The organism is Halorubrum lipolyticum DSM 21995 (genome assembly GCF_000337375.1).
Taxonomy (GTDB): domain Archaea; phylum Halobacteriota; class Halobacteria; order Halobacteriales; family Haloferacaceae; genus Halorubrum; species Halorubrum lipolyticum.
The window spans coordinates 91,687-117,716 of record NZ_AOJG01000009.1; the positions used below are offsets into that span (position 1 = coordinate 91,687).

Here is a 26,030-nt window from a genome sequence, read left to right on the forward strand (position 1 = left end):
ACCACGTACTGAGCCTCTTGAGCGCTCTGACCGCAAGCGCGAGCAGTGCATCCCGAATGTTACTCTATGACATCGTACGCCTGATTCACGCACTAGTTAGTCGTATACCTCTGCAACCAGACTGGGGAACGTTCTACTCAGGACATCGGGGATGTCCTCTGAGACGCCGATCATATCGCACAACTCGCGATTGAGGCCGGAAGCGACTGCTCGCGCTGGAGCGCGTACCTGATGGCGTGTCATGCTACTTGTCGCCGTACCGATCGATGATCTGCTCGGCCTTGTAGCCGATCACGACGACGACTTACGTCGTGCCTGCGTCAATCAGGTTGTCGAGCACTTTCTGGGTCAGCGGCGTCCCGTCACCTCGACCAGCACCATCGACTTGTCGTCCGTCAGCGGTCGGATTTTGGTCCCTTCCCTGTCGCGAATACCACTGTTTACATAATTAGTTAATGCTGATGGACTCCAAAATAGAATGTGAGGACACTTATCATTTGGATATATTCTCCTTTAATTTCTGAGTTACAGGGATCATAGGGGTAATTCTGCGGCAGAGTTGCTTTATTTTATGGAACCAATCAGTAGATTCGTTAGCTTCATTCTTTCTGCTCGTGTACTTGTGTATAAGATGCATTCTGCTTCTCCAACAGTGAGCGTTGTTATCCCTCATTTTGAAGCCCCAGAACTACTCCGAGATGCACTTTCATCAGTCGAATCACAAACATACGATCATATTAAATGTATTGTAGTTGACGACTGTTCTGATTGTGACATCCGCTCTGTAGTTGATGAATACGCTAATACCCGACTGAAAATACACGAAAAGAATCAGGGGGCTGCTGCTACAAGAAACACCGGAATTAGTTTAGCAGAGGGAGAATATATTGCGTTCTTGGATGTTGATGACACTTGGGATAATAGAAAGATCGAGGCACAAGTGGCGATCTTTGAGAAGAATAATGAAAATGTGGGACTAGTCTATTCTGGATTTGAGCAAGTGTTTCCTGACAAAGTATCAATAACACATGATCCAGTATACAGGGGTAATATCTATAAAAAAGAACTTGAGAAGGATCGAATACATCCCACATCAACAGTTATGGTAAGGAATGATGTATTAGAGGAAGTTGGTGGATTTAATGAGAATCTCCCCGCTCGCCAAGACTACGAACTCTGGCTCCGAGTAACCGAAAAGTATAGTGTTGACGTTGTTGACCAAATCCTAGTCACGAAAATAGAACGAAAAGATAACATCTCAAACGACTATACTCGTCGGATTGAAGGTGACTTATTAGTGCTAGAATTTGTTCAGAAAAAAATAAACGATCACCAGATTAGTTGGATACTTCGAAGAAAGATTGTGTCATATCACCACTATCTAATCGGACGTGATTATGATCTTTTAGGTGACAGGAATAAATCACTTCGTCATATAATTCAATCGTTATTGTTGTATCCATTGAGAGTTGAAACTTGGGGGATGGTTCTAATTTTGTTACTCGGCATCAACCGAAAGGGGAGGGTATTTAGGCAAATAAAACGACTAATTGGTCAATGAACAACTCTATCTCTGCTATGGAGTTATATCTCAAGTACAAGCCAAGCTCTGTAGTTACTACTACAGAACTCACAGACACAACGTGCGGTATATATCCTTGCTACTATCGTATTACAGAAAGTGGTCTTAAAGTATCAACATCAGCGGTATCCCTCATCATTGAATCTGAGAAGTACAGTCGGAATGCCAATTATGAGGTTCAGCCATTTATTGAAAATTTCGGTGGAAAAAACATGGCATCTCGGATTGAAGATCTAGGAACTAGTCTTCCACAGTGCTTGAAGTCTCAGATTCCAGAGTCAATCATAAAGTTATTAAAACAAAAGTCGATCCTTCCCGAACAACATTGGGATGAACAAAGACAGACGTTTGCTGACGACGTATACCGGCTACAGCCGTTTGAAACAGTTACTCAAGAGGGAGACCGCTTCCAGAATATCGAGTTTAAGCGAACACTTTCTGAGAAAGACGAGTTTATACGTCTTAGTTCTCAGTATCTAACAGAATATGTTCACCAGATAGAAAAGCAGTATCCAAATCATGAACATATCGTGCTAACCGGTGGAAAGGATAGTTTACTCATTCATTTAGTTCCAAAGTTAACCGAAAATTGGAGTGCCTTCAGTGCGTATCCGAACTACAAAAACACCCAAAATTTTTTTGATGTGAACGGAATACATGTAAATAAGCTCTTCACTCACAACAATACGAATCAAGAAAGTCCCGGTGAAACAGTGAAGAAAGCTATCTGTTCAGATCTTCGGGCAGACCCCCGACATATCCGGTGGCGTACAGAGCTCGCGAAAATAAGTAAGGAATTGGATCACAAATGTATCTTCTGGGCTGGAACAGAAGGTGATACAATAAATAGTTACTATTCAGCGTTCCATAGCGAAAATGAGCAGGGGTATTTTGACCTACAGATGTCGAGAGCTGCTAACTGGCAAGGAACAACACACCAGACGACCGCAAATTTCACCGGGTCACCGATGCTCTCTCTGTACCACTCACCAAAACTCTGGAGAGATGTCTACCGGAAGTACGACCCCGCAATGATTAAAGAAGGCGATGATCTACGGGATGAAATCGGGCAGCAGTTGGCTGGTGGCCCTATTACATGGCCGCAGACTAATCCCGGACCATCGCCGTATCAGTACAATAATGAGATCGATCTAGAACAGGCTTATGAGTCTTTTATTCAACAGTATCGATGCCGTGAATATCAGCCGCTATTGTATGAAATTGAGTCCACCGACGTAGAAGCACTCACCTAAATAAACCGTTCTAAGTAACATTGTCAATCTAGCGTCAGAACAAGGATATAGAATATTGTTCTTGATTCATCATTGCGTATTATAATTAGTATACCAGTTGGGTGTAATATCCGATTTTTCGATAGCGTAATTAACAGACTCTCGAATTTGTTCATGGAAAGCACCCACTGAGAACCGCTCTGCAAATGAGGATATCTCATTTTCTCCCCATTTAACACCGTCTTTTTCAAATTTTTTAACCATGTTGCGAATACTTTGGCCGCTATGATCACGTTCGAATGTGTACCCGTTCTTTCCACAAACGGTCTGGTACTGAGTCATACCCTCATTTACCCCAATTAATGGTGTTCCTGCTGCAAAGGCTTCAACAGGAGAAATTCCGAAGTCCTCATCTTGACCGTTGAACACAAATGCTTTTGCACCGGCCAACAACTTTTTTTTCGTAGATTCACTCACGTAGCCAGCGAATTCAATATTCTCACCGGCGATCGCTTCCAAGTTGTCTCGTTCAGGCCCGTCTCCGGCGACAACCAATTTAGCGTCAATCTCATCAAATGCACGGATAATGTCATCAACACTCTTGTGCCAGTCTAACCGGGAAAGAGTGAGATAATAATCTTCGGTCATCTTATCGTCTGGTGAGTAGTTATGAGTGTCTACGGGTGGGTACACAACATCGATTTTTTGCCCCGGAATGCCCCAGTATCGAGTCATCCGGCGTTTCACTTGCTCAGAGTTGGCTATGAATAGATCTGGTTTGTGAGTGTTGTGATCGAATAGAACACGAACCACATAATAGAAGAGAAGCTTCAGTGATGGAATTTTATCATTTCTCACCTCGGATATTTGATCCGACTGACGACGATTGGTATGATGGATATATGCGACCCAAACCTGTTCCGTGGGTGGAACATAAAACAATGGTTCGTTCCCACTGGTCACCAGCACATCGTGATCTCTAAGAGGTTCAGCTACTTGCCACCCAAGAAGATGAGATAGCATTCGTGTGACACCACCTCGTCGAAGTGCCCACTGGTTAACTCGGCCGTCGATCAATTGTTCTACATCTAAGTCATCCGGTTCAATTGATTCGTCACGCCAACCCACGTAGAGGGGTGAATTTTCAAAAACACGTGAAAGCTCCCATGCGACGCGATCTCCCCCACCATTCACATGTTCCCCCCAATGCGCTACGGCGATATTATTATTCACAGAGAGTGAGTCGTTGTTCATTGGTAGTCGATCGTATTTTGCGTGTTATAGATTTCACGAACGTATATTGTCTGTGGAGGTATAATAAAAAGAAACATTGATCTTGAAATTCGTGACTAAATATATCGATTGTTTTATTTATTCGCCTTTTTTACCAAACCTGGGGTCACAATCGCGTACAGGTACCCCAGCACAACTGCCATAGTAAACGCACCGATCGCGACTAATTGCTTGATTGCAGCTCCAGACGGTGACCGGACAAGTCCCCGAAGCCGACGAGGCAGTCGATCGGCAAACAACCACTTGAGGTAATCTCCTTTGGCGTCGGGCGCATCCGGATACAGGAGATCCATTACACGCTTTGAGTACCCTTGCCAGAACGATCGGAACAGCAACCACCGGAAGTCCCCCCGGTAGTCGAATAAAGTGTGATACACAACCGAGTCTTCGGTGTACACCATTCCCTGTCCAAACTGCTCCAAAAGCCGAATCCCCACAGGTGCTTCATGTGCCTGCAGGTGCTTGTCGCCTTTTCGACCCGTGTTCGGATCATATCCACCAACCTCCAGAAACGCCTCGCGCCGGTACGAGATATTCGACCCGTACGTGTTCCGGACTTCTTCACCGTCATCCGCGAATCCCGGCTCGACGCACCCAACGAGCCAGTAGAACTCTTCGGGGAAAAATTCCGGCCGCTCTCCCTGCCAGTTCGGACGTACATCGCCTCCTACTGCGATAGCGTCCGTCTCCTCGTACACGTCGACGAGCCTCGCGATCCAGTCCTTTTCGGCGACGCCGTCGTCGTCGATGAACGCGACGATCTCCCCAGACGCCAGCTCCGCGCCTCGTGTCCGGCTGTAGGAGATCCCCTGATTTTCGTCGTTATCAGAAACAATGAGGTTCTCGCGGTCACCGAAGTCCTCGACTGCGCGTTCGTACACCTCGGGATTGCCGTCAATCACGAGCACGATCTCAATCGGATCGTAGGTCTGGGCGATGGCGCTCTCAACTGCCTCCGTGAAGACATCGTAGCGGTCAATCGTGTAGGTGCAGACGACGACGGAGACCTTCATTATCATCAACTTTGCTGTGCGGATCAATAAGGATTCTGAACCGGTTTCCGGGCGGTATATAACAAGCCTTATGGACGTTTTGGTAGTGCAATCGTGTAATGAGTCAGCAAACCGACGCCGTTGGAAACGAGGGGGAATCCTCCCTCGACACGCTCCGACGGTGGTATCACGTCCCTGTCCTCCTCGGGACGCTTGCGTTCATGTTGTGGACCCGCCTTCGGTCGTACGGTAATTTCATTCAAAATGGTGAAGTCTACTTCCGCGGTAACGATCCGTGGTACCACCTCCGCGAAACAAACTACCTCCTCGAAAACTGGCCGAATACGCTTCCATTCGATGTCTGGACTGGTTTCCCAATCGGCAATCAAGTTGGCCAGTTCGGCACTCTTTGGGACCACATCTTAGCAATTAGCATCTGGATCGCTCGCCCGATCATGGGGAGCACCGAAGAGGTCATGCTCATCATGGCGCCAATCGCTGGGACCCTCGTCGCGATTCCGACCTACTTCATCGCGCGCCGGTTCGTCGATCGGTTCGCAGCGCTCGCCGCGGTCATCGTACTCGCACTCTTATCAGGTACCTTCTTCAGCTACAGCCTCGTCGGCTTCCCGGATCATAGCGCGGCCGAGGTCCTCTTTCAGAGTCTGGCCGTCCTCGCGTTCCTCGTCGCCTTCGCAGTCGCCGACCGCGAAGCACCCGTCTGGGAGCTGGTAATCGACCGCGACTGGACCGCACTCAAGCGTCCGGCCGCGTACGCAGCCGCTGCCGGCGTCGCCCTCGGCCTCTACATGTGGACGTGGCAGCCGGGCGTCCTCATGGTCGGGTTTACTGGCGTCTTCCTAGCGGTCAAGATCACGAGCGACGTGTCCCACGGAACAAGCCCCGAACCGACCGTCTTTGTGGGTGCGATCGCAATGGCTGTCTCCGGCCTCATGCAAGTGATCCCCCTCAATCAGTTCGCATTCTCACCCACCGGCTACTCTTTACTCCAGATCGTCCTCCCACTTGGTGTCGCGGTCGGCAGCGTCTTCCTCGCGTGGCTCGCCCGACAGTGGGAGTCGCGAGATCTCGACACCGCAAGTTATCCGCCCGCAGTCGGCGGACTCATCCTCGCGTCCGCAGGCGTCGTCTGGCTCGCGATCCCGTCACTGTGGTCAACCCTCGTAAGTAACCTCCTGAATTTCGTCGGCTTCAGTGCGAGCGCCTCGTTCCAAACGATCGGTGAAGGCCAACCCCCCCTCCAAGAGGCCGCCTTCTCTGATTTCGTCCTCTCTCAGTACGGCCTCGCGTTCTTCCTCGCGCTCGCCGCAGTCCTCTATATCGTCGCCCGCCCCCTCTACCGCTCTGACGACACCAACCACACGCTCTACATCCCGGCCGCGCTCGCCGTGGTCGGCTCCGTCTACGCGGTCCCCCAACTGTACGACGCCATCGGCGGCGTCGTCGGCGTGAGCTGGCAGGTGGTCGGACTCGTCATCGCCGCGGCGTTCCTCGTCGGTACCACGTTCCTCGTCGAGTACGACACCGAAGAACTCTACTTCGTCGTGTGGGCGGCGTTCATCGGGAGCGCCGCGTTCACCCAGACCCGCTTCAACTACTACCTCGCGGTGATCGTCGCGGTCGGGACCGCGTACTTCCTGCAGGTGAGCTTCGACGCGCTCGATCTCTCCTCACTCGACGCGCTCCGAAATGTCGAGGGGTGGCAGGTTCTCACCATCGCCGCGGTGCTCGCGATCCTCATCGTCCCGCTCGTCGGCGTCGCCACGCCCGTCTGGACCGCCGGCAACTCCACGCAGCCCGGGAGCGTCACGGAGTGGGACGAGGGGCTCCAGTGGATGAACGACGAGACGCCCACGCCGGGCGAACTCGAGGGCGCCGACAACCCGATGGAGCTGTACGGCACCTACGAGCGCCCCGCTGACGGCGACTTCGACTACCCCGAAGGCGCGTACGGCGTGCAGTCGTGGTGGGACTACGGCCACTGGATCACCACGCGCGCCGAGCGCATCCCGAACGCGAACCCGTTCCAGCAGAACGCGGGCGCGGCCGCTGACTACCTCCTCGCGCCGAGCGAGGCGGAGTCGACCGAGGTCCTCGCGAGCCAGAGCGACGAGGGCGCAAACACCCGCTACGTGATGGTCGACTGGCAGATGGCCTCGCCGAACTCGAAGTTCAACGCACCGGTCACCTTCTACTCGGGGAACGAGACGGTGCAGGACTTCAACGAACGGCTCTACCAGCAGACGGAGCAGGGCGGCTTCCAACCGGTCCTCCAAACGCGGACCCAGCGCTACCACGAGAGCCAGATGATCCGGCTGTACCAGCACTACGGGAGCGCGGTCGACCCCGAGCCGGTCGTCGTCGACTGGGAGTCGCAGACCGCCCAGACCAGCGACGGCGGACAGGTCGAGATCGGCGTCGTGTCGGGCGACGGCGGGGCCATCCAACAGTTCGACAACATGTCCGCGGCGCGGTCGTACGTCGAGGAGGACGGCTCCGCGCAGGTCGGTGGCGTCATGGGCCTCCCCAGCGAGCGCGTCGAGGCGCTCGAACACCACCGGCTCGTCCACGCCACGCAGTCGCCGGGGCAGTCGCCGTACGCCCAGCAGGCCGCCGTCCTCGCCCAGCGGTTCGGCGTCGACCTGCAGTCGGTGTTCGGCGAGACCCTCTTCGGGGCGTATCAAGACAACTTCGTGAAGACGTTCGAGCGAGTCCCCGGCGGGACGATCGAGGGCTCGGGCGCGACGCCCGGCGAGGAGGTCGAAGCGACCGTCGAGATGGAAAAGCCCACGGGACAGACGTTCGAGTACACCCAGTACGCCGAGGCCGACGAGAACGGGAACTTCGAGCTGACGGTCCCGTACTCGACGACGGGCTACGACGAGTTCGGCCCCGAGAACGGCTACACGAACACGAGCGTCCGCGCCACCGGCCCCTATAACGTCACCACCGAACAGACCACCGACGACGACCTCTACACGACCCAGCGCGTCGGGCAGGTCGAGGTGACCGAGGGCCAGGTCGTCGGCGAAGACGACGCGGCGGCGACGGTCGAACTCGAAGAGGAGGTCGTCGACTGCCCGAGCGGCGACCCCGAGTGTCCGGTTGACCAGAGCGACGACGGCGGGAACAACGACGGCAACACCACCAACGAGACCGCCTCGGTGGCCGCCGGTGACTCGGTCACCAGCGAGTCGATCGGCCTCGACAGCGCGAGCGCGTAACTCACCATGGCCGGCCTCCGAGACTGGGTGACGCTGTATCTGAAGGGCGTCGCGATGGGGAGCGCGGACGCGGTCCCCGGCGTCTCCGGCGGCACCATCGCGCTGATCGTCGGGATCTACGAGCGGCTGATCGCGGCGGTCACCGCCGTCGACCCCTCGCGGATCCGGCGGCTGCTCGCGGGCCTCCACCCGGACAACATCCCGGACGCGCGCGCCGCGTTCCACGAGATCGACGGCGCCTTCCTGGTCGTGCTGCTCGCGGGCATCGGCACCGCGGTCATCGCCGTGCTCAGCGGTGTCGACTACCTGCTCGACACGCGCCCGGTCGCGACGTACGGCTTCTTCTTCGGGCTGATCGCCGCGAGCGCGGCGGTCCTGCTCGGCGACGTCGAGCTCGACACGCCGCGCCGGAAGGCGGCCGCGATCGGCGGATTCTCGCTCGCATTCCTCGCGTCGGGGTACGCCTCGACCGCGCTCGCCAGCTCGCTGCCGGTCGTGTTCGTCGCCGGCGCGGTCGCGGTCAGCGCGATGATCCTCCCGGGCGTCTCCGGGTCGCTCCTCCTGGTCGTGCTCGGCCAGTACGAGTACATGTCCGGCACGGTGAGCCGCTTCGTCGACGGGATCGCGGGATTCGCACTCGGGAACGGGAGCGACGCGCTCACCGAGACGCTCCCGCCGGTCGCGGCGTTTCTCTTGGGCGGCGTCGTCGGCGTGTTCACGATCGCTCACGCCGTGAAGTACGCGCTCTCCCGGGCGCGCGCCGCGACGCTCGCGTTCCTCGTCAGCCTGATCGTCGGCGCGCTCCGGGCGCCCGTCGTCGAGGTGTCGATCCGGCTGTCCGAGAGCGGGGAACCGTGGTCGGCGGCGGCGCCGCGGTTCGCGCTCGCGGCCGTCGGCGGCGCCGCGCTCGTGCTCGTGTTGGACCGGTACTCCGCGGCGATCGAGTACTGACCGTCGCCGGCACACGGTCAGTGGTTCTCTTCGCGACTTCGACTCGCTCTCCGGGGACCGCACATTAAAGTCGGGACTCATCGAAGCCGAGACTGATGCGAACGCGCCGGACCCTGCTGGCATCGGGTATCGCCGGGCTCGCGGGAGTCGCCGGGTGTGCCGCCACGCCGCCGACTGCAGATGGCGAGAGCCGCGAAGCGGCCGGTGACACCGCCGACGCGAGCGACGACTCTGACACCGCAGACCCCGACGCGACCCGGATCGGGTTCGTCGGCGACCTGATGCTCGGCCGGAGCGTCAACGAGCGGTGGGCCGACGACGACCCCGAGAACGTCTGGGGAACGACGCTCTCGCGACTCCGCGACCTCGACGGTCTCGTCGGCAACCTGGAGTGTTGCGTCTCCGATCGCGGGACGCGCTGGCCGGACAAGGGATACTACTTCCGGTCGGATCCCGCCTTCGCCGTACCCGCGCTGGAGGCCGCGGGCGCCTCGTTCGTCTCGCTCGCGAACAACCACGTCCTCGACTACGGCGAGCCCGCGCTCCGCGACACCGACGCGCATCTGACCGAGGCCGGAATCGCCCACGCCGGTTCCGGCACCGACCGCGAGTCCGCGCTCGAACCCGCGCTGTTCGAGGCTGGCGACCTCACCGTCGCCGCCTTCGGCCTCACCGATCAGTCTCGGGAGTTCGCGGCGGGGGCGTCGACGGCGGGGACCTCCTTCGCGACGCTCGACCCCGCCAGATCCGCGACGCGCTCGCTCGTCGAGGCGATCCTCGACCGCGCGGCGGCCCGCGACCCCGACCTCGTCGTCGCCTCGCTCCACTGGGGACCGAACTGGGAGACGGAGCCGCGGGCCGTCCACGAGCGGTTCGGCCGGTGGCTGATCGAGCGCGGCGTCGACGTCGTCCACGGCCACAGCGCGCACGTGCTGCAGGGCGTCGAGGTGTATCTGGGGCGCCCGATCATCTACGACGCGGGCGACTTCGTCGACGACTACGTCAGCTATCAGGACCGCCAGGGCGTCCGCAACAAGCGGAGCGCCCTCTTCGAGCTGGTCGCGCGCGACGGCGGACTCGACGAGCTGGTCGTCGAGCCGATCGAAATCGTCGACGAGGCGGCGACGCTGGCGGACGACGAGGTCTCCGAGTGGGTGCGGGACACCCTCGCAGAGCGTTCTGCGGTGTTCGAGACTGAAATTGAGCAGAGCGACGACCAGTTGGTGTTTCCGCTGGGCGAGGAGTAAGGCACAGTTGCCGTCAGAAACCGACACCGCAGGAGGTTCTCCACAGTTTTCTCCGTTAGCCCAACGAACAGACTGTTTCATTCAAACACCCTGCAAACGAAGAGCAATCTCGTATATGTGTGATCTGTCCAAAGAAATAATAGATCACAACGCGTACCGTCACTCATGACTGACCGTGGCCTCGGGTCTTGGACCGACGACCTCTCTGCCCGTGAACGAGTCAGAGAGATTGCGACGACGCTCACCGAGGCGCGCTCTGTCGAGTGGGTGCGAAAGGAAGCGCAGGTGTCCGCGTGGCAAACCGCGAAAGACGAACTCGAGATGCTCGTCGAATTCGGGCAACTACAGGCCGTCGACGGCGACGACGGACACACCAAGTACGCACCGAACTACCAGCTGCGCTACTTCAGCGAAGTGACCGAGCTGATCAACACGCATACGCGGGAGGAACTCCGCGAGGAGATCGCGAACATTCAGTCGGAGATCGACGAGTGGAAGACCGAGTACGAGGTCGAATCACGCGATGAGTTAGAATCGACGCTCGCAGATGACGGTCTTGACAGCACGGCGATCCGAGAACGCAACCGTATCCTTCGCCGGTGGGAACGCTACGAGGATAATAAACGCCTGCTCAAACACGCACTCGAGCTCTACGACGACGCCCGAGAACTCTACCCGGGCCAGAACGGACCGTCGAATTCGTCGATTCCACTCTCACAGTAGCCGACGGATGATATTTCTCGCAAATCGGACGAACCTCGATAAGCGAACGCTGCTCTCCAGGATTTTCAATCGGTTGCAGACACAGATCTCCTCAGGTGATTCTCCAGTTGAGCAGGTCTGGTATCACACGTCGGCCGGAAACAAGGTCGGCGTCCGGGCCACGATCGCACCCGCGATGTTCCTCGGAACGGCGTACCCCGTCGACGAGGCGGAACTGCAAGTCACATTCGACTTCCCGCAGTCCCATTCGTACGACTTCTACCGGATTCAGTGGGTCGAATCCGACCGGGACCTCATGGTGGGGTGGCATCAGGACGAAACGCATACCGACCTCGGAGCGTGCCACTTCCAGATCGATTCCCGAGGAGAAACGGTGCTGCGCAAGGAAGCGGCGTTTCTCGATGCGCATCCACTCAACGTGTTCGATCGTCGAATAGACGATCTCGTGGACGTACTCGACGCGCTGACGTGGGACGATGGGGTCCCGAGCCTTCCAGCGGGAGGAGTGAAATAACCCGCTCATTTCGACCCCGCTCCCTGCTGGCGTCCAAACGCTATTGGGTCACTGCCGTCAAGGCCGACCGTGACGAACACCAACCGCGAGTGGCTGCTCGCCGAGCGACCCGACGGCGAGCCCGACATGGACAGCTTCGAACTGCGCGAGACGGACGTTCCGTCGCCTGCCCCCGGCGAACTCCTCGTCCGAACGCGATTCCTCTCGGTCGACCCGTACATGCGCGGCCGGATGCGCGACGCGGAGTCGTACGCGGAGCCGTGGGACGTCGGCGACGCGCTCAAAGGCGGGGTCGTCGGCGAAGTGGTCGAGAGCGCGAGCGACGCCTACGACGCGGGCGACCTCGTGACCGGCGAGGGACGGTGGGCCGACTACGCGACGCTCGACGCCGACGAGGTCGCCCCGGTCGACCCGTCGGTCGCCGACCCGGAGGCGTACCTCGGCGTGCTCGGCATGCCGGGACGGACCGCCTACTTCGGTCTGCTGGAGGTCGGCGAGCCCAAGCCCGGCGACACGGTCGTCGTCTCCGGCGCCGCGGGCGCGGTCGGGTCGGTCGTCGGTCAGATCGCCAAGCGCAACGGTTGTCGCGTGGTCGGCTTCGCCGGATCCGACGAGAAGACGGCGTGGCTCACGGACGACCTCGGCTTCGACGCCGCGATCAACTACAAGACGACCGACGACTACCGCGCCGCGCTCGCTGAGGCCGCGCCCGACGGCGTCGACGTCTACTACGACAACGTCGGCGGTCCCATCACGGACGCCGTGTTCACGCAGCTGAACCTCGACGCGCGGGTCGCGGTCTGCGGGCAGATCGCCCACTACAACGACGAGGAGGTCCCGACCGGGCCGCGGAAGCTCCCGGGGCTCATCGCGGTGCGAGCCAAGGTCGAGGGACTGCTCATCGGCGATTTCGCGACCCGATTCGGCGAGGCGAGCGAGCGGCTCGGGCGCTGGGTCGCGAGCGGCGAGCTCGAACACCGCGAGACCGTCGTGGAGGGGTTGGAAAACGCTCCCGACGCCTTCCTCGGGCTCTTCTCTGGCGACAACATCGGCAAGCAGGTGGTGCGGGTGTCGGCCGGGGACGAGGAGTAGCGAGGCACCGATACGCTGACGCTCGTCTCGACGCCACAGAGCGCAGATATCTGATCGACATAAGGGTATATTGACAGTCGTGTCGTACACGACTGTATGAGCGAGTTCGAGGAGGGGCTCCGCGAGCGACGTCACCGCGGAGGAGGTGGCGATCGACGCCGAGGTGCGCGGCGATATCCCCCGCGAGACCCGTAGAGAGGGCTCAAAGCGCTCACTCCGTTCCCCTTGGATCGGTGTTTTTGTACCGCGTCCCCGGATGAAGGGACATGCTACACAGTACCGGGCCGCTGCTGTCGATCGACGTCGGCGAGCGGACGACGGCCGAGACCGACATCACGGGCGTTCAGGAGCGGTACATCGGCGGGCGAGGCGTGGCGACGCGGCTCGCGCACGAGCGGGTCCCGTTCGACGCGGACCCGCTCGGTCCCGAGAACCGCGCGGTGTTCACCACCGGGCCGATGCAGGCGTCCCGGATGAGCTTCACGGGGCGGACGAACTGCACCGCGCTCTCGCCGCTGACGGACGGGCTCCTCTCGTCGAACGCCGGCGGGTTCGTGTCGCGCCACCTCGCGGCGACGGGGTACGGGGCGATCGAGCTGGCGGGGGCGAGCGACGAGCTGGTCGTCGTTCACGTGCGCGACGACGGCGTGGAGTTCGAGGCCGTCCCGGAGCTCGTCGGGGCGACCGTCTCGGAGACGACGGGGTATCTGGAAGAGGAACGCGACATCTCCAAGGAGCAGACCGCCGTGATCGGGCCCGCCGGCGAGCACGAGGTCCGATTCGCATCGGTCATGACGACCGAGGAGCGCGCGTTCGGTCGCGGCGGGCTGGGGGCGGTCCTCGGCTCGAAGAACGTCAAGGGAGTCACGTTCGGCGGCGACTCGGCGCCCGACCTCGAGATCTCGGCGACCGCCGACGACGTCCACCGCGAGGCCGCCACCGAGGACCACATCATGAAAGAGCAGGGGACGGTGGCCGTGATGGACCTCGCCAACGAGATGGACGGGTTGCCGTCGTACTACTTCTCCGAGCGCTCCTTCGAGGGCGTCGAGGGGATCAACGGCGCCGCCGTCGCGGAGAAGAAGTACAAGAAGGGGACGTGCTCAGCGTGCGCGTTCGCCTGCAAGCTCCCGACCCGCGACGAGGCGCGCGGCGTCGAGACCGAGGGCCCGGAGTTCGAGGTGGCGATGGCGTTCGGCTCGAACTCGGGGATCGACGACGTCGTCGACGTGATGGAGTCGAACCGGCTCTGCGACGAGTACGGGCTCGACGCCATCTCCGCGGGCAACACGATCGCGGCGTACCTCGCCGCCGAGGACGAGTTCGGCAACCGCGAGCTCATCTGGGACCTCGTCGAGAAGACCGCCCACCGCGAGGGCGTGGGCGACCAACTTGCGGAGGGGATCGGTCGGATCCACGAGGAGCTCGGCGTGGGCAACTGGTCGGTGAAGAACATGGACTTCGCGGCCCACGAGGGTCGGCTCCTCCACGGGCAGGCGCTCTCGTACGCGGTCGCGAACCGCGGCGCCGACCACATGTACGCGACGTTCTACTCCGTCGAGTACCCCCTCGTCGAGGAAGACGAGGCGATGGCGCCCGCGGGGTTCGAGGGGAAGGCCGAGCGGCTCGTCGAGCGCGAGAACCTGATGGCGCTCAACGACAGCGGCGTCGTCTGCAAGTTCTCGCGCGACTTCATGACGCCCGAGCGCTACGAGCTGCTCTTCGACGCCGACTTCGAGGAGCTGCTCGCGGCGGGCGCGCGGACGGTCACCTTAGAGCGCCACTTCAACAACCGGCGCGGGATCGACGGCGACGACGACCGCCTCCCGTACGAAGCGGAGCTCCCCGGCCTCGACGACGCCATCGACTCGTACTACGAGCTCCGCGGGTGGAACGAGGACGGGACGGTTCCGGACTCGGCGCTACCCGCGTAAGGCTCACGCGTAGCGAAGGCGAGAACTCTCTCCAAGTGGACTCGCCCGGCTCGGTCACTACGCGGGACCAACGAATCGCGCAGTACGGGAACGGCTGTGCGCGGTAGCGGGAGTACGTGTTGCAGATCGGTAGTGGCGATCCGGTATTTAAAAGCCGTAAGCGATAGCGACGATCGTTTATAAAAGATGTGCGGTGGCGCGTGCCTCCGAGTGGCCGGCTGGCCACGAGGAGCGCCGCGCGAGGGAGTCGCGAGCAGAGAGGGACCTCCGGTCCCTCATGCAGCCGGCGCGCAGCGCCGGCGACGAAGCGAGCGACGAGGCTGGGGANCGAGCAGAGAGGGACCTCCGGTCCCTCATGCAGCCGGCGCGCAGCGCCGGCGACGAAGCGAGCGACGAGGCTGGGGAGGCGTGAGGCTGTGCGGGGCGGGACTCAAAGGGGCAGCCGCCTCGCCGGCTGGGGCTTTGGACGTGTTCACCGGAGAGCCGTCGATCACGTATAAATAACCGACAGCAACACCCCTCGATCACTTATAAATAACCACTCAACCAACTCGCTATACTCACTCCCGCTATCGATCGAGAAGCAATTTTCGACGCCCCTCGTTCCGTACCGCTTTGCATCCGAGGAATCGGCCTTCGAAAGCGTCGAAACACCCGAATTCCGGAGCCCCTACTCAGTCCTCGCGTCGGTTTTCGGGAGGAGGGACGAGCGCCTGTCGTCAGCCGAATACGCCGTCTATCTTTTCGGTGGAAAACTCGGAGTACAGCTCGGTGTCCGAGCCCGGCACGTCGATCTCCGCCCGGAGGTCGGCGAACCGTTCCGTCAGCGCGGTGTATCTCGAACTCGCTTCCATCTCCGAGAGCGTCATCATCGATTCGAGCGTCGCCATTTTCGAGACGATGGCGACGAGCTCTTGGATCGTGTCGTCGTAGGACGCGCGGACGAGCATCCGAGAGACGGCGTCTCGGATGTCGTCACGAGAGACCGGTTTGACCAGGTAGTCGTCGAACGGGAGGTCGAGGATGTCCGTCCCGGGGGAGATCGCGGTGACCATGACGACCCGACAGTCGATCTCGCGCTCCCGGATGGTCTCCAACACGTCGTCGCCGGAGAGCCCCGGCATGCGCCGATCAAGCAGCACGACGTCGACGTCCGGACTCACCTTCTCCAGCGCCTCCGTCCCGGAATGTGCCGTCAAAACGGTGTACTCATCCGCCAAAAATTCCGAATAGAGTTCGACTTCTTCGGGCAGATCGTCGACGATCAGTACAGTCCGGCGTTTGTGAGTATCTCTCGATTCACCCATATTGATACACCATCTCCGAGAGAAGATAAGTATTACTAGGATACTCAATTGAATTTAATGTACTCACTACTTTATCTGTTCTCGTACGTCGTACGAGTCCCCGATGACTTCGAGGAAACCCGCTGGACGACCGACCTGTGTGCCGTCTGTGCCGCCCGATTTTAGCGAAAAACGCGAGAAAACGAAGCGCGCGCCCGCGGACCGCCGACCGTCGCGTTACTCCTCGTCGTCGGTCTCGGCGTCTGCGTCCTCCGACTCGTCGGCGGCGTCCGCATCGTCCTCGTCGACTGCGAGGAGGTCTCGCTCTTCGAGGATCGCCTCGATCTCCTCGGCCGGTCGCTCCTCGTACTCCTCGTCGTCGACCGTGATCGTGGCGACGCCGACGCCGTCGGGCGACAGCTCGCCGTCGTTCGACTGCGCGAGGGTGTCGAGCGCGAGCCCGACCGCCTCGTCCGTCGAGAGGCCCTCCTCGTACTCCTCCTCGAGGTAGTCCCGGAGGTCGCTCCGGTCGGAGCCGATCGAGAGCGCCTGCCACTCGTAGGGGGTGCCGGACGGGTCGGTCTCGAACAGGCGCGGCTCGCCGTTCTCGATGCCGCCGACGATCAGCGCGACGCCGAAGGGGCGCGCGCCGCCGACCTGCGTGTACTGCTGGATGTGGTCGGTGATGTTCTTGGTGAGCGTCTCGATGCCGATCGCCTCGCCGTAGCGCAGGCGGTTCACCTGCGCCTGCCGGCGCGCGAAGTCGATGAGCTGGCGCGCGTCGGCGACGTGGCCCGCGCTGGCGACGCCGACGTGGTCGTCGGCCTTGTGGAGCTTCTCGATGCTCTCCGGCTCCATCAGCGGGGACCGGGCGCGCTTGTCCGCCGCGAGGACGACGCCGTCCTCGGCGCGGACGCCGACGCTCGCGGTCCCGCGTTTCACCGCCTCCCGGGCGTACTCGACCTGGTAGAGCCTGCCGTCGGGAGAGAAGATTGTGATTCCTCGGTCGTACGCCTGCTGTTGGGATTGTCCCTGCATGATATCACTCGGTGTCGAACGCCGCCGCGCCGACGTACCCCGACTCGGTCCGCACGTCGCGCGCGTCGCCGCGCACGACAGCGGGCCGCTCGGCGTCCTCGAACGCGACGTCTCGCTGTGTCGAACTACCGCCCGCGCGACCCATATATCTTTCCTCACAGGCACGTACCGTCCCCGAAATCCCGCGAACGCGGATCCCGACGGGGGCGTCGGCGACCTCGCTCACGCAGCCGATCACCGCGCGCGCCTCGTCGACGTGTCCGTGTCTGGCCCGGACGATCGCTTCGCCCTCGCCGTCGCCGTGCGAGAAGGCCAACAGCGTGAGGTCGGCGTCGGCGCTGCCGGCGTCGCCGAGGAGGTTGCCCGCGGCGTACCACAGCGCACGCTGGAAGCCGCGCCGCCGGATCTCGGCGTCGGGCCACGTCTCGATCCCGACCGCGAGGTACCGCCAGCGCGGTCGGAGGTGTTTGGGGAGGTGTTTCACGATGGGGTCACCGAGAGAGCGCGGTTTCGTCCCCGTCGTCGAGCCGCTCGGCGACGATCACCGCCACCTGGTCGTGGACGCGCTCGACCGCGGTCACCGCGAACCCCTCAGCCGTGAACGCCTCGACGAGGGTGCCGACGGTTGCCGGGTCGTCGACCTTGGGCCCGTAGAAGGGCGCGTCGGGGTCCGGCGATTCGAAGAAGGCCACGTCGCCGAGGACGACCCGGCGGGCGCCGGTGGCGGCCATCTCGCGGATCGCCTCGCGCTTCTCGTCGTCCGCGAGGTGGTGGAGCGCGAAGTTCGACGTGACGACGTCGACCCGCTGGTCGGGATCGACCTCGGGCTCGCGGAACTCGCCGTACGCGAACTCGACGTTGTCGAGGCCGCGCTCGTCGGCCTTGCGGCGCCCCTCGTCCATCATCCCCTCGCTGATGTCGCGGGCGAGCACGCGCTCGGCGTCGTCCGCCAGCGCGAGGGCGATGGCGCCCGTGCCGGCGCCCAGATCGAGGACCACGTCGTCGGGGTTCGGATCGGCGTAGTCGATCACGAGGCCCGCGCAGGCGTGGTACTCGTCGCTCTTCGAGTCGTCGTACTCGGCGGCCTTCTCGGAGAAGCGCGCGGCGTGCTCCTCAACCGTCCTCTTCATACCTGCCCAGTCGGACCCCCGGCTCTATGAAGGCCTCGGAGCGGCGCTCCCGGTTGCGGCCCGCGATCTCGCCCCACGCGCGGAGCCCCTCTTCGACCCACTCGGCGTCGAAGCCGACCGCCTCCGCGGCGGCGACGACCTCGCGCGGCGCCCGGAGTTCGAGGTGGGATCGGGGGTTCGCACTGACGACGTGAGGCGCGTCGTAGTAGGTCACGATCTCGCGGAGCTTCCGGAGGTCGGCCAGCGCGCGGACCCGCTTCCCGCCGGTCGCGCGGAACAGCGGACCGAGGTCGAACTCGACGTGGACCCCGTTGTCGCGGGCGGCCTTCGCGAGGACGTGATTGAAGTCGCCCGAGCCGTCCATGGGGCGGACCAGCACGTCGACGCGGGGCTCCTCGACCGCGAACCGGTTGAGGCCGTCGTCGCCGCCGACGAGACAGACGACCGTGCGGCTCGACCGGTAGTTGCCCACCGCGCCAGACGCGCTCGTGGCGTCGGCGGCGTCGATCTCGACCGCGTCGACGACGTCGATCCCGTACTCGTCGCGGAGCGCGGCCGCCTCGTCCGACGGCTCGCCGCTCTCCCCGGCCGGATCGAGTGCGTCCCGCGTCCGGACGACGACTCCGTCGTAGCCGTGCCGCGCCGCGGTGGCGGCGTGGCGGGCGGCGGTCGCGTCGCCGTCGGGGCGGGCGTGGACGGCCTCGTACATGCTCGCCCGTTTCGCCCCCGGGGGTATCGAGGTTGCGCTTCGCCGACGGGTTTTTGACCCGCTCTCCGGAACGGCTCGCATGGCCGCGGATCTCGAGGAGAAGACGGACCGCTACGAGCGGATGCTCGCCGACGCGCTGGCGGTCGCGGAGCCGCGCCCGCCCGCCGACACCCCGCTCGGCGAGGCCGCCGCCGACGTGCTGGAGATGGCCGAGTCGTATCTGGAGGACGGGCGACACTTCCGCGACGACGGCGACCCCGTCAACGCGCTCGCGTCGTACTCGTACGGCTACGGCTGGCTCGACGCCGGCGTCCGGATGGGGCTGTTCGCCGTCCCCGACGACACCGAGCTGTTCACGACGTGAGCGGGGCGCCGTCGCCGCGGGACGGCGTGCGGCGCGCTGCTTCGGTCGACGACTTATAAATCCCGCGACGCCCCTCGTCGCTTCCGGGCGCGGGCGCCTTTTACGTCGAGCGCCCCAACGAGGAGACACTCATGACTAGCGCGCTGTTCGTCGTAAGTGAGGAGGGCTACTGGGCCGAGGAGTGCATCGAACCGCTGACGACCCTCGAAGCGGAGGGCGTCGACGTGACGGTCGCGACCCCCTCGGGGTCGCCGCCGGTCGTCGACGAGCGGTCGCTCGACCCCGAGGCCGCGGGCGGCGAGGAGCGGGTCGCGGAGCTCCGCGCGGTCGACGAGGAGCACCCGAAGCTCAACGATCCGGAGCCGATCGCGACCGTCTCGGCCGACGGCTACGACGCGGTCGTGTTCCCCGGCGGCCACGGCACCGTCTGGGACGTGAATCAGGACCGACACGCCCGCCAGCTCCTGCTCGACGCGGTCGCGGGCGAGGAGAGCGTCGCGCTCGTCGTCTGCCACGCGGTCGGCATCCTAGCGTTCACCCGCGAGGCCGACGGGACCCCCCTCGTCGAGGGGCGCTCCGTCACCGGCTTCCCGAACGCGTGGGAGGCGGACATCGTCGACGGCGACGACGTGATGCCGGACGGCCGGAAGCTCCCGTACTGGGTGGAAGACGAGGTCGTCCTCGCCGGCGCCGACTGGGACGCCGAGCTCGACGCCGACACGAGCGTCGCGGTCGACGGCGACCTGATCACCGCACGCGGCCCGGGCTCGTCGGCCGACGCGGCGACGACGCTGCTGGACGAGCTGTAGGCGGACCCACGAGCGGGTGTATAAAACGAGAGATGTCGCTCCGGTTCCGATCGATATCGGGGGCTCACGAATCGCTCGGTACAGTGAACTCACGTACCGCTTCGCTGGCCGAACTGCTCAACACCTGTCAAGAGCACCTTGCGAGAGACAGAGGGTGTAGTCAGCAAACGGTTCGTCTTGATTTCATGCTGGAGCCACACCCAGTTCTGTAGTGAACCAGACTACTATTCGGGGCTGTAATTCAGTTCATCCGGTGCAGTTAGCTCGACGCGAGTGCCAGTGAGCGAACGTGCTGACAGTCGCGCTTCGAGTGTTATTAGGGCCCCTTCCGGATCGGAGCCAGGATGAACCGTGAGAGCGGTGTCGGTGCGGCCAGCAGTCGTTCCGCGCGGGTAACCATACCGTCGCCGTGGGGAAGTTGATCCATCGGCTGGTGACGCCGCTCTCCCCCACGTCGAATTGTACGCGGTTGCACGGCCGGGATTGAGCGTCGTCCCGAGATCACTCTCTGCTTCGAGTTCGATGGTGACATCCGACCAGAGCCCATCGCGTTGGATCCCCCAGACGACTTCAACAGCAACTCGTTGTACCGTCGCACGGTCAGGCATCGAGATGCCGACGATCGCGTCATCATTTTCGACTGGAGAAACAGCATTAGCGAGGGAATCGATCCGTTCGCCGTCCTTGCGGACTACGGAACCGCCGTTCGCCGGTTCGAGTGCGAGATCAGACGAGCCATACAACGCACTACCAGCAAGCATACCGCCACCGACAGCGCCCCCGCTTCCGATGGCGAACAGGGCTTCTCTCCGGTTCATACGTCCGCATACAAGTCAGAAGGTGCAAATAGCTACTGCTGGCTCAATTTCGCACGGCGATGATAACGCTTCTCTGAACTGGTAGAACACTTCGTGGTCGATACGCAAGTGCGATCTTGCCGGTGATTCAGCCGCGCATCCCCGGAAGTCTCGACCGCAGGTTGTTCAGTCCAAAGAGAGCGGGTCCCGCTCACGGTCACAGGTGCCGGAAAATCAACTGGAATACGCCTACTACTGCCGCTCCCAAGAAACAGACTGCAGCGACAACTGCCGAAGTACCACTGTCACCCTGAATGATCATCGCTAGCATTCCTCCCCCGGCGATGACCATCGCTACCGTGGTCAAGATGATTCGCGTATCCGATTCGCCCGAACTCCCCATATGTCCGTATCAGATCAACTGGTTAAAACTCTTGTTCAGTGAGCAGTCTGCATCGAGGCTGTTTCGGACGAGACCACGTCTGAAGACGCGGAGTCCAGCAGCCTCTCTCAGTCGTAGACGAGCGACGAGTGGAGAACGAGGCCCGACGTGACGCCGCCGACGGCGGCCGGGATCGCCGACCGGAGGATCCCCTGATCGAACGAGACGGTGCCGACGATCGCTCCGATCACGATCCAAACGGCGACGTTCAACAGGAGGAACAGCCGCAGGTCGTCGACGAACGGGTCCGGGAGGGCGGTCGTCATGGATCGCACCTCTCGGCCCGCTGTTTAAAAACAACGGTCCTACCGGATCACGAACGCGGGCTCCTCGATCCGCTCGCTCTTGCACTCCGGGCACCGCGAGGGCTCGTTGATCGGGTCGTCGAAGCCGTCGAAGCCGCAGTCGCGGCACTCGGGCGGCGCGACCAGCAGCTCCGCCTCGCCGTCGACCGACCGCGAGACGTGCTCCACGTGGTCGTACACGACGGGGGTCGGCAGCGACAGCGCCTCCCCGAGGTCGCTCGCGGTCGCCGGCCCCTCGCGGAGGGTGTCGGCGATGCGCTGGCGGGTCGTTTCCATACGTCGGATTCGACGGCAGTATATAAAACGTCCACGCCGAATCGGCCTCGCTCACCCCTTCCGGCTCACGCGTCCGGTCTCGGCGTCAGCACTACCAGCGCGGTGGCGCCCTCGGTCGCGGTCGGCTCGACCGCCGCCTCGCCGTCGAATCGTCTCTCACTCGCCGCCCGAGCGTTCGTCGCCTGAGCGTTCGTCGCCCGAGCGTTCGTCGCCCGAGCGTTCGCCCTCCTTGTCGTCGCCGTCGAGCAGCGCCGCGATCCGGTCGCCGATCCGCGCCATCGTCGCGTCCGAGAGGCCGTGACCGTCGCCCTCGTCGATCCGGAGCTCGACCGCCGCGCCGGCCCGGCGGAACGCCGCCGCCGTCGCGCGCACGCGCTCGACCGGGACGTACGGGTCGCCCTCGCTGCTGTCGATCGCGACCGGCGTGCCGGCGAGGTCGCTGCTCCCGGTCTCGCTCGCATCCCCATCGAACACCGATCGCTCGGTCAGGTCCTCGCCCGGAAGCGCCGCGGAGACGACGAACGCGCCGCCGTACCGTCGCGGACGACGGCGGAGGAACTCGCTCACGACGGCGCCGCCCTGCGAGACGCCGACGAGGACGACGCGCTCGGGTCCGATACCGATCTCGCCGGCGGCGTCGAGGGTCGCCGCGACGCAGTCGACCGCCGATGTCAACGCCGGCTCGTTGGCGGCGATCGGGGCGTCGTGACCGGCCGGGAACCAGTTCGAGCGGACCGCGTTCGGGGCGAGCAGCGTCGCGCCCGGCCGGGAGAACTCGTCGGCGAGGCGGAGGAGGCCCTGGGCCGTCCCGCCGCGTCCGTGGACGAGCACGACCGCGACTTCCGCGGCTGCGGCCGGGGCGCCCCCGGTCTCCAGCGCGGCGGCGGCGTGCGGCCCCTCGACGCCGGACAGCTTCCGGCTCATCGAGGTCTCGTTCGACCGTCCCCGATCTCGAAGGCGGGCAGCTGGCTCTCGATCAGCTCGCGGTCGTCCTCGAACCGCGGCGGGAGGTACAGCTCCGTCGCGTGGCCGGTCGCGTCGGGGTCCGCGAGCCCGGGAGCTCGCGGCCCGTCGGGGGTCGGCGCCTCGGTCGCGAGTTCGACGAGGAGCCCGCCCGGGCCGCGCACGTACAGCGAGTGGAAGAAGTGGCGGTCCTTCACCCGCGACACGTCGTAGTCGCGGTCGCGGAACAGGCCGTGCCAGTCGAGCAGCGCCTCGCGGTCGGGGACGCGCACGGCGGCGTGGTGGAGCGCGCCCGGCCCCTCGCGGAGGTACGGCGCGTCCCGGTCGAGCAGGTCGACGACGGTCGCGCGCTCGCCCGGCGCGCGGTACCGGATCCGGTCGCCGACCTCCGACTCGTACTCGAACCCGAGCGTTTGGAGGACGCTCGCCGTCCCGTACGGGTCGGCGGGGAGCGCGGTGACGCCGTACAGCCCGCGGATCGCGGCCGACTCGGGGACCGAGTCGGCGTCGGAAGCGCCGTCGTCGCTCTCGCCGATCCACGGGTCGCCGTCGACGTCGCTCTCGACCAGTTCGACGCGGGTGCCGGAGGGGTCGGAGACGGAGAGCGCGCGGTCGCCGAACCGGTCGGACGCCGAGACGTCCTCAACCGCGATCCCCCGGTCGGCCAGCCGCTCGCGCCAGTGGCCGAGCGAGCCCGGCGGGACCGCGAAAGCGACGGCGGCGTACCCGGGTTTCCCGGCGCGACCGGGGTCGCCGTGGGGGTCCGGGAAGACGGTAAACACGGATCCGGGCGAGCCCGTCGCGTCGCCGAAGTAGAGGTGGTACTGATGAACGTCCTCGTAGTTCACGGTCCGGCGCAGGAGCCGGAGCCCGAGGGCCTCCGCGTAGAACGCGGCGGCGGCCGCCGCGTCGCCGACGATTCCCGTCACGTGGTGGAGCCCGGACGTGTCAGAGGGCATGCACCCACGGTGGGTCGCGCGCAGCAAACCGGTGTCGGTCGGGGAGGGAGCGGGCGGAGACCGTCGGCCGGCGATCGCCTCAGGCGATCCACAGCAGTCGGACGTTGCTCGCGGTGAGGTAGGTACCGACGAGCGTCAGGAGAACGGGCGGGAAGTAGTAGAGGAGCGCGTCGCCGTCGCGGGCGCCCGCGACGCTGATCCAGAGCATCACGAGGTAGACGGCGATTTTCAAGAGGACGAGCCCGCCGAGCCCGAACGAGTCGAGCGCGACGGCGACCACCGGGTTCGCCTCTCGGATCGCCGGCACGTACTCCAAGAAGGCGATCGTCGAGACCACGTCGCCGACGCCGTACGTCGCCGTCGCGGCGATCCACAGCCAGTAGAACTCCTGTGGCCGACGGCGGTAGGCCGGGCGTCGCCGCCGTCGATCGCGAGACCGGGACACGCTTCGACCTGTCGGGGCGACGGCGTGAATCTGCCGGTTCGGGTCGTTGGGGCGGGGAGGCGAGGGGCGGGGAGACGGAACGGGGAGACGAGACGGGAGCGCTCCGCTTCCGGATCGTTCAATGGCGCCCGCGCGGAGGGATCGGCATGGGAACGCCACTGGAGCCACGGGAGGAGCAGGTCGCGGAGGTCCTCGACCGGCTCTACGAGGAGTATCCGGACTCGACCATCTCGCTGAACTACTCGAACCGGCTGGAGCTGCTCATCGCCGTGATCCTCTCCGCGCAGTGCACGGACGAGCGCGTGAACAAGGTCTGTGCCGATCTGTTCGAGACGTACGAGACGCCCGAGGAGTACGCGAACGCGCCCCAAGAGGAACTCGCGGAGGCGATCAACTCGATCACCTACTACAACAACAAGGCGAAGTACATCCGGTCGGCCTGCGCCGACATCGCCGAGAAACACGACGGCGAGGTCCCCGACACCATGTCGGAGCTGACCGACCTGGCGGGCGTCGGCCGCAAGACCGCCAACGTCGTGCTCCAGCACGGCCACGACGTCGTCGAGGGGATCGTCGTCGACACCCACGTCCAGCGGCTCACCCGCCGTCTCGGGATCACGGAGGAGGAGAGCCCGACGGCGATCGAGCAGGACCTCCTCGGCGTGGTCCCCGAAGGCGACTGGCAGCAGTTCACGCACCTCATGATCGACCACGGCCGCGCGACGTGTACCGCGATCAACCCGGACTGCGACGACTGCGCGCTCGCGGACGTGTGTCCCTCCGAGAAGGGCGACGGCGACGTGGACCTGGCGAGCGGCGAGGCGTGGTAAGCGGCCGAAACGGGGCTGTATAGGCGCATCCGGCGATCGGATGCGCGGGCGCGTTCGAGACGGGTATTTAAAGACCCAAACGACGCGGGGAGATCGCCGATCCGTTCCATCAGAAAGAGAACTCGCTTCCGAGTTTATGTGTGTCCCCGGCGTATTCGCAAGTGAGGAGAGACACAATGTCCACGAAAACCACAAACGAGTTCGGTGGGGAGATCGGCGGCGTCACGCTGTTGGGCAAGGCCCACTCGCTGTCGGCGCTGTTCATCGTCCTGCTTCGGGCGACCATCGGCGGGATGATCCTGTTCGCCGGCCTCGGGAAGGTTTCGGAGTGGCCGTTCGACGCGGCGGGGTACCTCGCGAACATCGACCCCGCGAGCCCGGTCAGCGGGCTGTACGCCGCGATGGCGTCGAACGCGGCGCTGATGGAGTTCGTCAACGTCTTCGTCCCGGCCACGCAGCTGCTCATCGGCGCGGCGCTCATCACGGGGGCGTTCGTCCGGCTGGCCGCCTTCGGCGGCGCGATGCAGATGATGCTGTTCTACCTCGGCGGGTGGAGCGGCGACGTGCTCGCGCTGTTCGACTCGACGCTGGTGTACGTGATCGTGTTCCTCACGGTCGCCGCGTTCGGCGCGGGCCGCGTCCTCGGACTCGACGCCTACATCGAGCGGTTCGAGGTCGGCGGGCAGGCGCTCGTCGAGAAGTTCCCGGCGCTCCGGTACGTCCTCGGCTGAAGCGGGGACGAGCGCGGGTGCGGAGAGAGACTGGGCGCGCGAACGCGCGCCGCCGACTCGTTTTCAGCAGACTTGGTTTTTAAGCGTCGTTTTGTCACAGAGAAGTGCCGTTGAGGGTATTCGCGTATCCGTTGAGGTCGG

At 63.1% G+C, this 26,030-nt stretch carries 26 protein-coding genes; 13 read left to right on the forward strand and 13 right to left on the reverse strand.

Translation table 11 applies throughout. The annotated features are described in order from the left end of the window. The first annotated feature begins 652 nt into the window (after positions 1 to 652). Together C469_RS16260 and C469_RS16680 are read left to right on the forward strand one after the other, a co-directional pair. Positions 653 to 1,561 (forward strand): glycosyltransferase family 2 protein, encoded by a 909-nt coding sequence (locus C469_RS16260; protein WP_008003927.1) that lies wholly within the window; start codon positions 653 to 655, stop codon positions 1,559 to 1,561. Continuing rightward, the gene (locus tag C469_RS16680; RefSeq protein ID WP_147587245.1) at positions 1,558 to 2,835 is read left to right on the forward strand and encodes a hypothetical protein; all 1,278 of its coding nucleotides are present in this window, start codon (positions 1,558 to 1,560) and stop codon (positions 2,833 to 2,835) included. The genes C469_RS16260 and C469_RS16680 overlap by 4 nt, the downstream gene beginning before the upstream one ends. Positions 2,836 to 2,904: 69 nt before the next feature. Here C469_RS16680 and C469_RS16265 read toward each other — a convergent pair whose 3' ends face one another. Together C469_RS16265 and aglG are read right to left on the reverse strand one after the other, a co-directional pair. Further along, a complete protein-coding gene (locus C469_RS16265) occupies positions 2,905 to 4,068 on the reverse strand; it encodes a glycosyltransferase (protein WP_008003928.1) in 1,164 nt (387 codons plus the stop codon). A gap of 113 nt (positions 4,069 to 4,181) precedes the next feature. Beyond that, positions 4,182 to 5,120: a glucosyl-dolichyl phosphate glucuronosyltransferase gene (gene aglG / locus C469_RS03555; RefSeq protein WP_049910992.1), complete on the reverse strand. Its 939-nt coding sequence runs from the start codon at positions 5,118 to 5,120 to the stop codon at positions 4,182 to 4,184. A 98-nt stretch (positions 5,121 to 5,218) separates the two neighbouring features. Here aglG and C469_RS03560 point away from each other — a divergent pair, with 98 nt between their 5' ends. The 7 genes from C469_RS03560 to C469_RS03590 all read left to right on the forward strand — a co-directional run bounded on the left by C469_RS03560 (position 5,219) and on the right by C469_RS03590 (position 14,805). Further along, positions 5,219 to 8,344 carry an oligosaccharyl transferase, archaeosortase A system-associated gene (locus C469_RS03560; RefSeq protein WP_049910993.1) on the forward strand — a complete coding sequence of 1,042 codons (3,126 nt, stop codon included), beginning with the start codon at positions 5,219 to 5,221 and terminating at the stop codon, positions 8,342 to 8,344. 6 nt (positions 8,345 to 8,350) lie between these two features. After that, positions 8,351 to 9,295 (forward strand): DUF368 domain-containing protein, encoded by a 945-nt coding sequence (locus C469_RS03565; RefSeq protein WP_008003932.1) that lies wholly within the window; start codon positions 8,351 to 8,353, stop codon positions 9,293 to 9,295. Between the two features lie 95 nt (positions 9,296 to 9,390). Continuing rightward, entirely contained in the window at positions 9,391 to 10,542 is a 1,152-nt protein-coding gene (locus C469_RS03570) for a CapA family protein (protein ID WP_008003933.1), read from the forward strand. Between the two features lie 165 nt (positions 10,543 to 10,707). Then, on the forward strand, positions 10,708 to 11,265 hold the full coding sequence (locus C469_RS03575; RefSeq protein ID WP_008003935.1) for a DUF7342 family protein: 558 nt from the start codon (positions 10,708 to 10,710) through the stop codon (positions 11,263 to 11,265). A gap of 7 nt (positions 11,266 to 11,272) precedes the next feature. Next, positions 11,273 to 11,779, forward strand: coding sequence for a hypothetical protein (locus C469_RS03580; protein ID WP_008003937.1), 507 nt, complete (start codon positions 11,273 to 11,275; stop codon positions 11,777 to 11,779). Positions 11,780 to 11,848: 69 nt separating this feature from the next. Beyond that, a complete protein-coding gene (locus C469_RS03585; RefSeq protein ID WP_008003939.1) occupies positions 11,849 to 12,871 on the forward strand; it encodes an NADP-dependent oxidoreductase in 1,023 nt (340 codons plus the stop codon). A gap of 266 nt (positions 12,872 to 13,137) precedes the next feature. Then, positions 13,138 to 14,805, forward strand: a complete 1,668-nt coding sequence (locus tag C469_RS03590; RefSeq protein WP_008003941.1) for an aldehyde ferredoxin oxidoreductase family protein — start codon at positions 13,138 to 13,140, stop codon at positions 14,803 to 14,805. Between the two features lie 719 nt (positions 14,806 to 15,524). Here the strand turns inward: C469_RS03590 and C469_RS03600 are convergent. From C469_RS03600 to C469_RS03620, 5 genes are all read right to left on the reverse strand, one after another. After that, positions 15,525 to 16,112, reverse strand: a complete 588-nt coding sequence (locus C469_RS03600; protein WP_049910994.1) for a response regulator — start codon at positions 16,110 to 16,112, stop codon at positions 15,525 to 15,527. 216 nt (positions 16,113 to 16,328) lie between these two features. Further along, a complete protein-coding gene (gene psmA / locus C469_RS03605; protein ID WP_008003946.1) occupies positions 16,329 to 17,129 on the reverse strand; it encodes an archaeal proteasome endopeptidase complex subunit alpha in 801 nt (266 codons plus the stop codon). A gap of 4 nt (positions 17,130 to 17,133) precedes the next feature. Continuing rightward, positions 17,134 to 17,613 (reverse strand): Rpp14/Pop5 family protein, encoded by a 480-nt coding sequence (locus tag C469_RS03610; protein ID WP_008003947.1) that lies wholly within the window; start codon positions 17,611 to 17,613, stop codon positions 17,134 to 17,136. 7 nt (positions 17,614 to 17,620) lie between these two features. Beyond that, entirely contained in the window at positions 17,621 to 18,259 is a 639-nt protein-coding gene (locus C469_RS03615) for a class I SAM-dependent methyltransferase (protein WP_008003948.1), read from the reverse strand. Beyond that, positions 18,243 to 18,968 (reverse strand): RNase P subunit p30 family protein, encoded by a 726-nt coding sequence (locus tag C469_RS03620; protein WP_008003949.1) that lies wholly within the window; start codon positions 18,966 to 18,968, stop codon positions 18,243 to 18,245. Before C469_RS03620 ends, C469_RS03615 begins: the two co-directional genes overlap by 17 nt. Positions 18,969 to 19,047: 79 nt before the next feature. On the opposite strand from C469_RS03620, the gene C469_RS03625 reads away from it, so the two are divergent. Together C469_RS03625 and C469_RS03630 are read left to right on the forward strand one after the other, a co-directional pair. Then, the gene (locus tag C469_RS03625) at positions 19,048 to 19,332 is read left to right on the forward strand and encodes a DUF357 domain-containing protein (RefSeq protein WP_008003950.1); all 285 of its coding nucleotides are present in this window, start codon (positions 19,048 to 19,050) and stop codon (positions 19,330 to 19,332) included. Between the two features lie 131 nt (positions 19,333 to 19,463). Continuing rightward, the gene (locus C469_RS03630; RefSeq protein WP_008003951.1) at positions 19,464 to 20,141 is read left to right on the forward strand and encodes a type 1 glutamine amidotransferase domain-containing protein; all 678 of its coding nucleotides are present in this window, start codon (positions 19,464 to 19,466) and stop codon (positions 20,139 to 20,141) included. A gap of 224 nt (positions 20,142 to 20,365) precedes the next feature. Here C469_RS03630 and C469_RS16685 read toward each other — a convergent pair whose 3' ends face one another. The 6 genes from C469_RS16685 to C469_RS03660 all read right to left on the reverse strand — a co-directional run bounded on the left by C469_RS16685 (position 20,366) and on the right by C469_RS03660 (position 24,328). Continuing rightward, complete coding sequence (locus C469_RS16685; protein ID WP_147587246.1) at positions 20,366 to 20,959, reverse strand: hypothetical protein; 594 nt, start codon at positions 20,957 to 20,959, stop codon at positions 20,366 to 20,368. A gap of 489 nt (positions 20,960 to 21,448) precedes the next feature. Further along, the gene (locus tag C469_RS03640) at positions 21,449 to 21,646 is read right to left on the reverse strand and encodes a hypothetical protein (RefSeq protein WP_008003952.1); all 198 of its coding nucleotides are present in this window, start codon (positions 21,644 to 21,646) and stop codon (positions 21,449 to 21,451) included. A gap of 39 nt (positions 21,647 to 21,685) precedes the next feature. After that, the gene (locus C469_RS03645) at positions 21,686 to 21,961 is read right to left on the reverse strand and encodes a transcriptional regulator (protein ID WP_008003954.1); all 276 of its coding nucleotides are present in this window, start codon (positions 21,959 to 21,961) and stop codon (positions 21,686 to 21,688) included. Between the two features lie 156 nt (positions 21,962 to 22,117). Next, on the reverse strand, positions 22,118 to 22,885 hold the full coding sequence (locus C469_RS03650; RefSeq protein WP_008003955.1) for an alpha/beta hydrolase: 768 nt from the start codon (positions 22,883 to 22,885) through the stop codon (positions 22,118 to 22,120). Then, positions 22,882 to 23,883, reverse strand: coding sequence for a VOC family protein (locus C469_RS03655; RefSeq protein WP_008003957.1), 1,002 nt, complete (start codon positions 23,881 to 23,883; stop codon positions 22,882 to 22,884). The genes C469_RS03650 and C469_RS03655 overlap by 4 nt, the downstream gene beginning before the upstream one ends. 79 nt (positions 23,884 to 23,962) lie before the next feature. Further along, on the reverse strand, positions 23,963 to 24,328 hold the full coding sequence (locus C469_RS03660; protein ID WP_008003959.1) for a hypothetical protein: 366 nt from the start codon (positions 24,326 to 24,328) through the stop codon (positions 23,963 to 23,965). A 146-nt stretch (positions 24,329 to 24,474) separates the two neighbouring features. Between C469_RS03660 and nth the strand changes: the two genes are divergently transcribed. Continuing rightward, positions 24,475 to 25,158 carry an endonuclease III gene (gene nth / locus C469_RS03665; protein ID WP_008003963.1) on the forward strand — a complete coding sequence of 228 codons (684 nt, stop codon included), beginning with the start codon at positions 24,475 to 24,477 and terminating at the stop codon, positions 25,156 to 25,158. 176 nt (positions 25,159 to 25,334) lie between these two features. Continuing rightward, on the forward strand, positions 25,335 to 25,889 hold the full coding sequence (locus tag C469_RS03670; RefSeq protein WP_008003965.1) for a DoxX family protein: 555 nt from the start codon (positions 25,335 to 25,337) through the stop codon (positions 25,887 to 25,889). Positions 25,890 to 26,030: the final 141 nt, after the last annotated feature.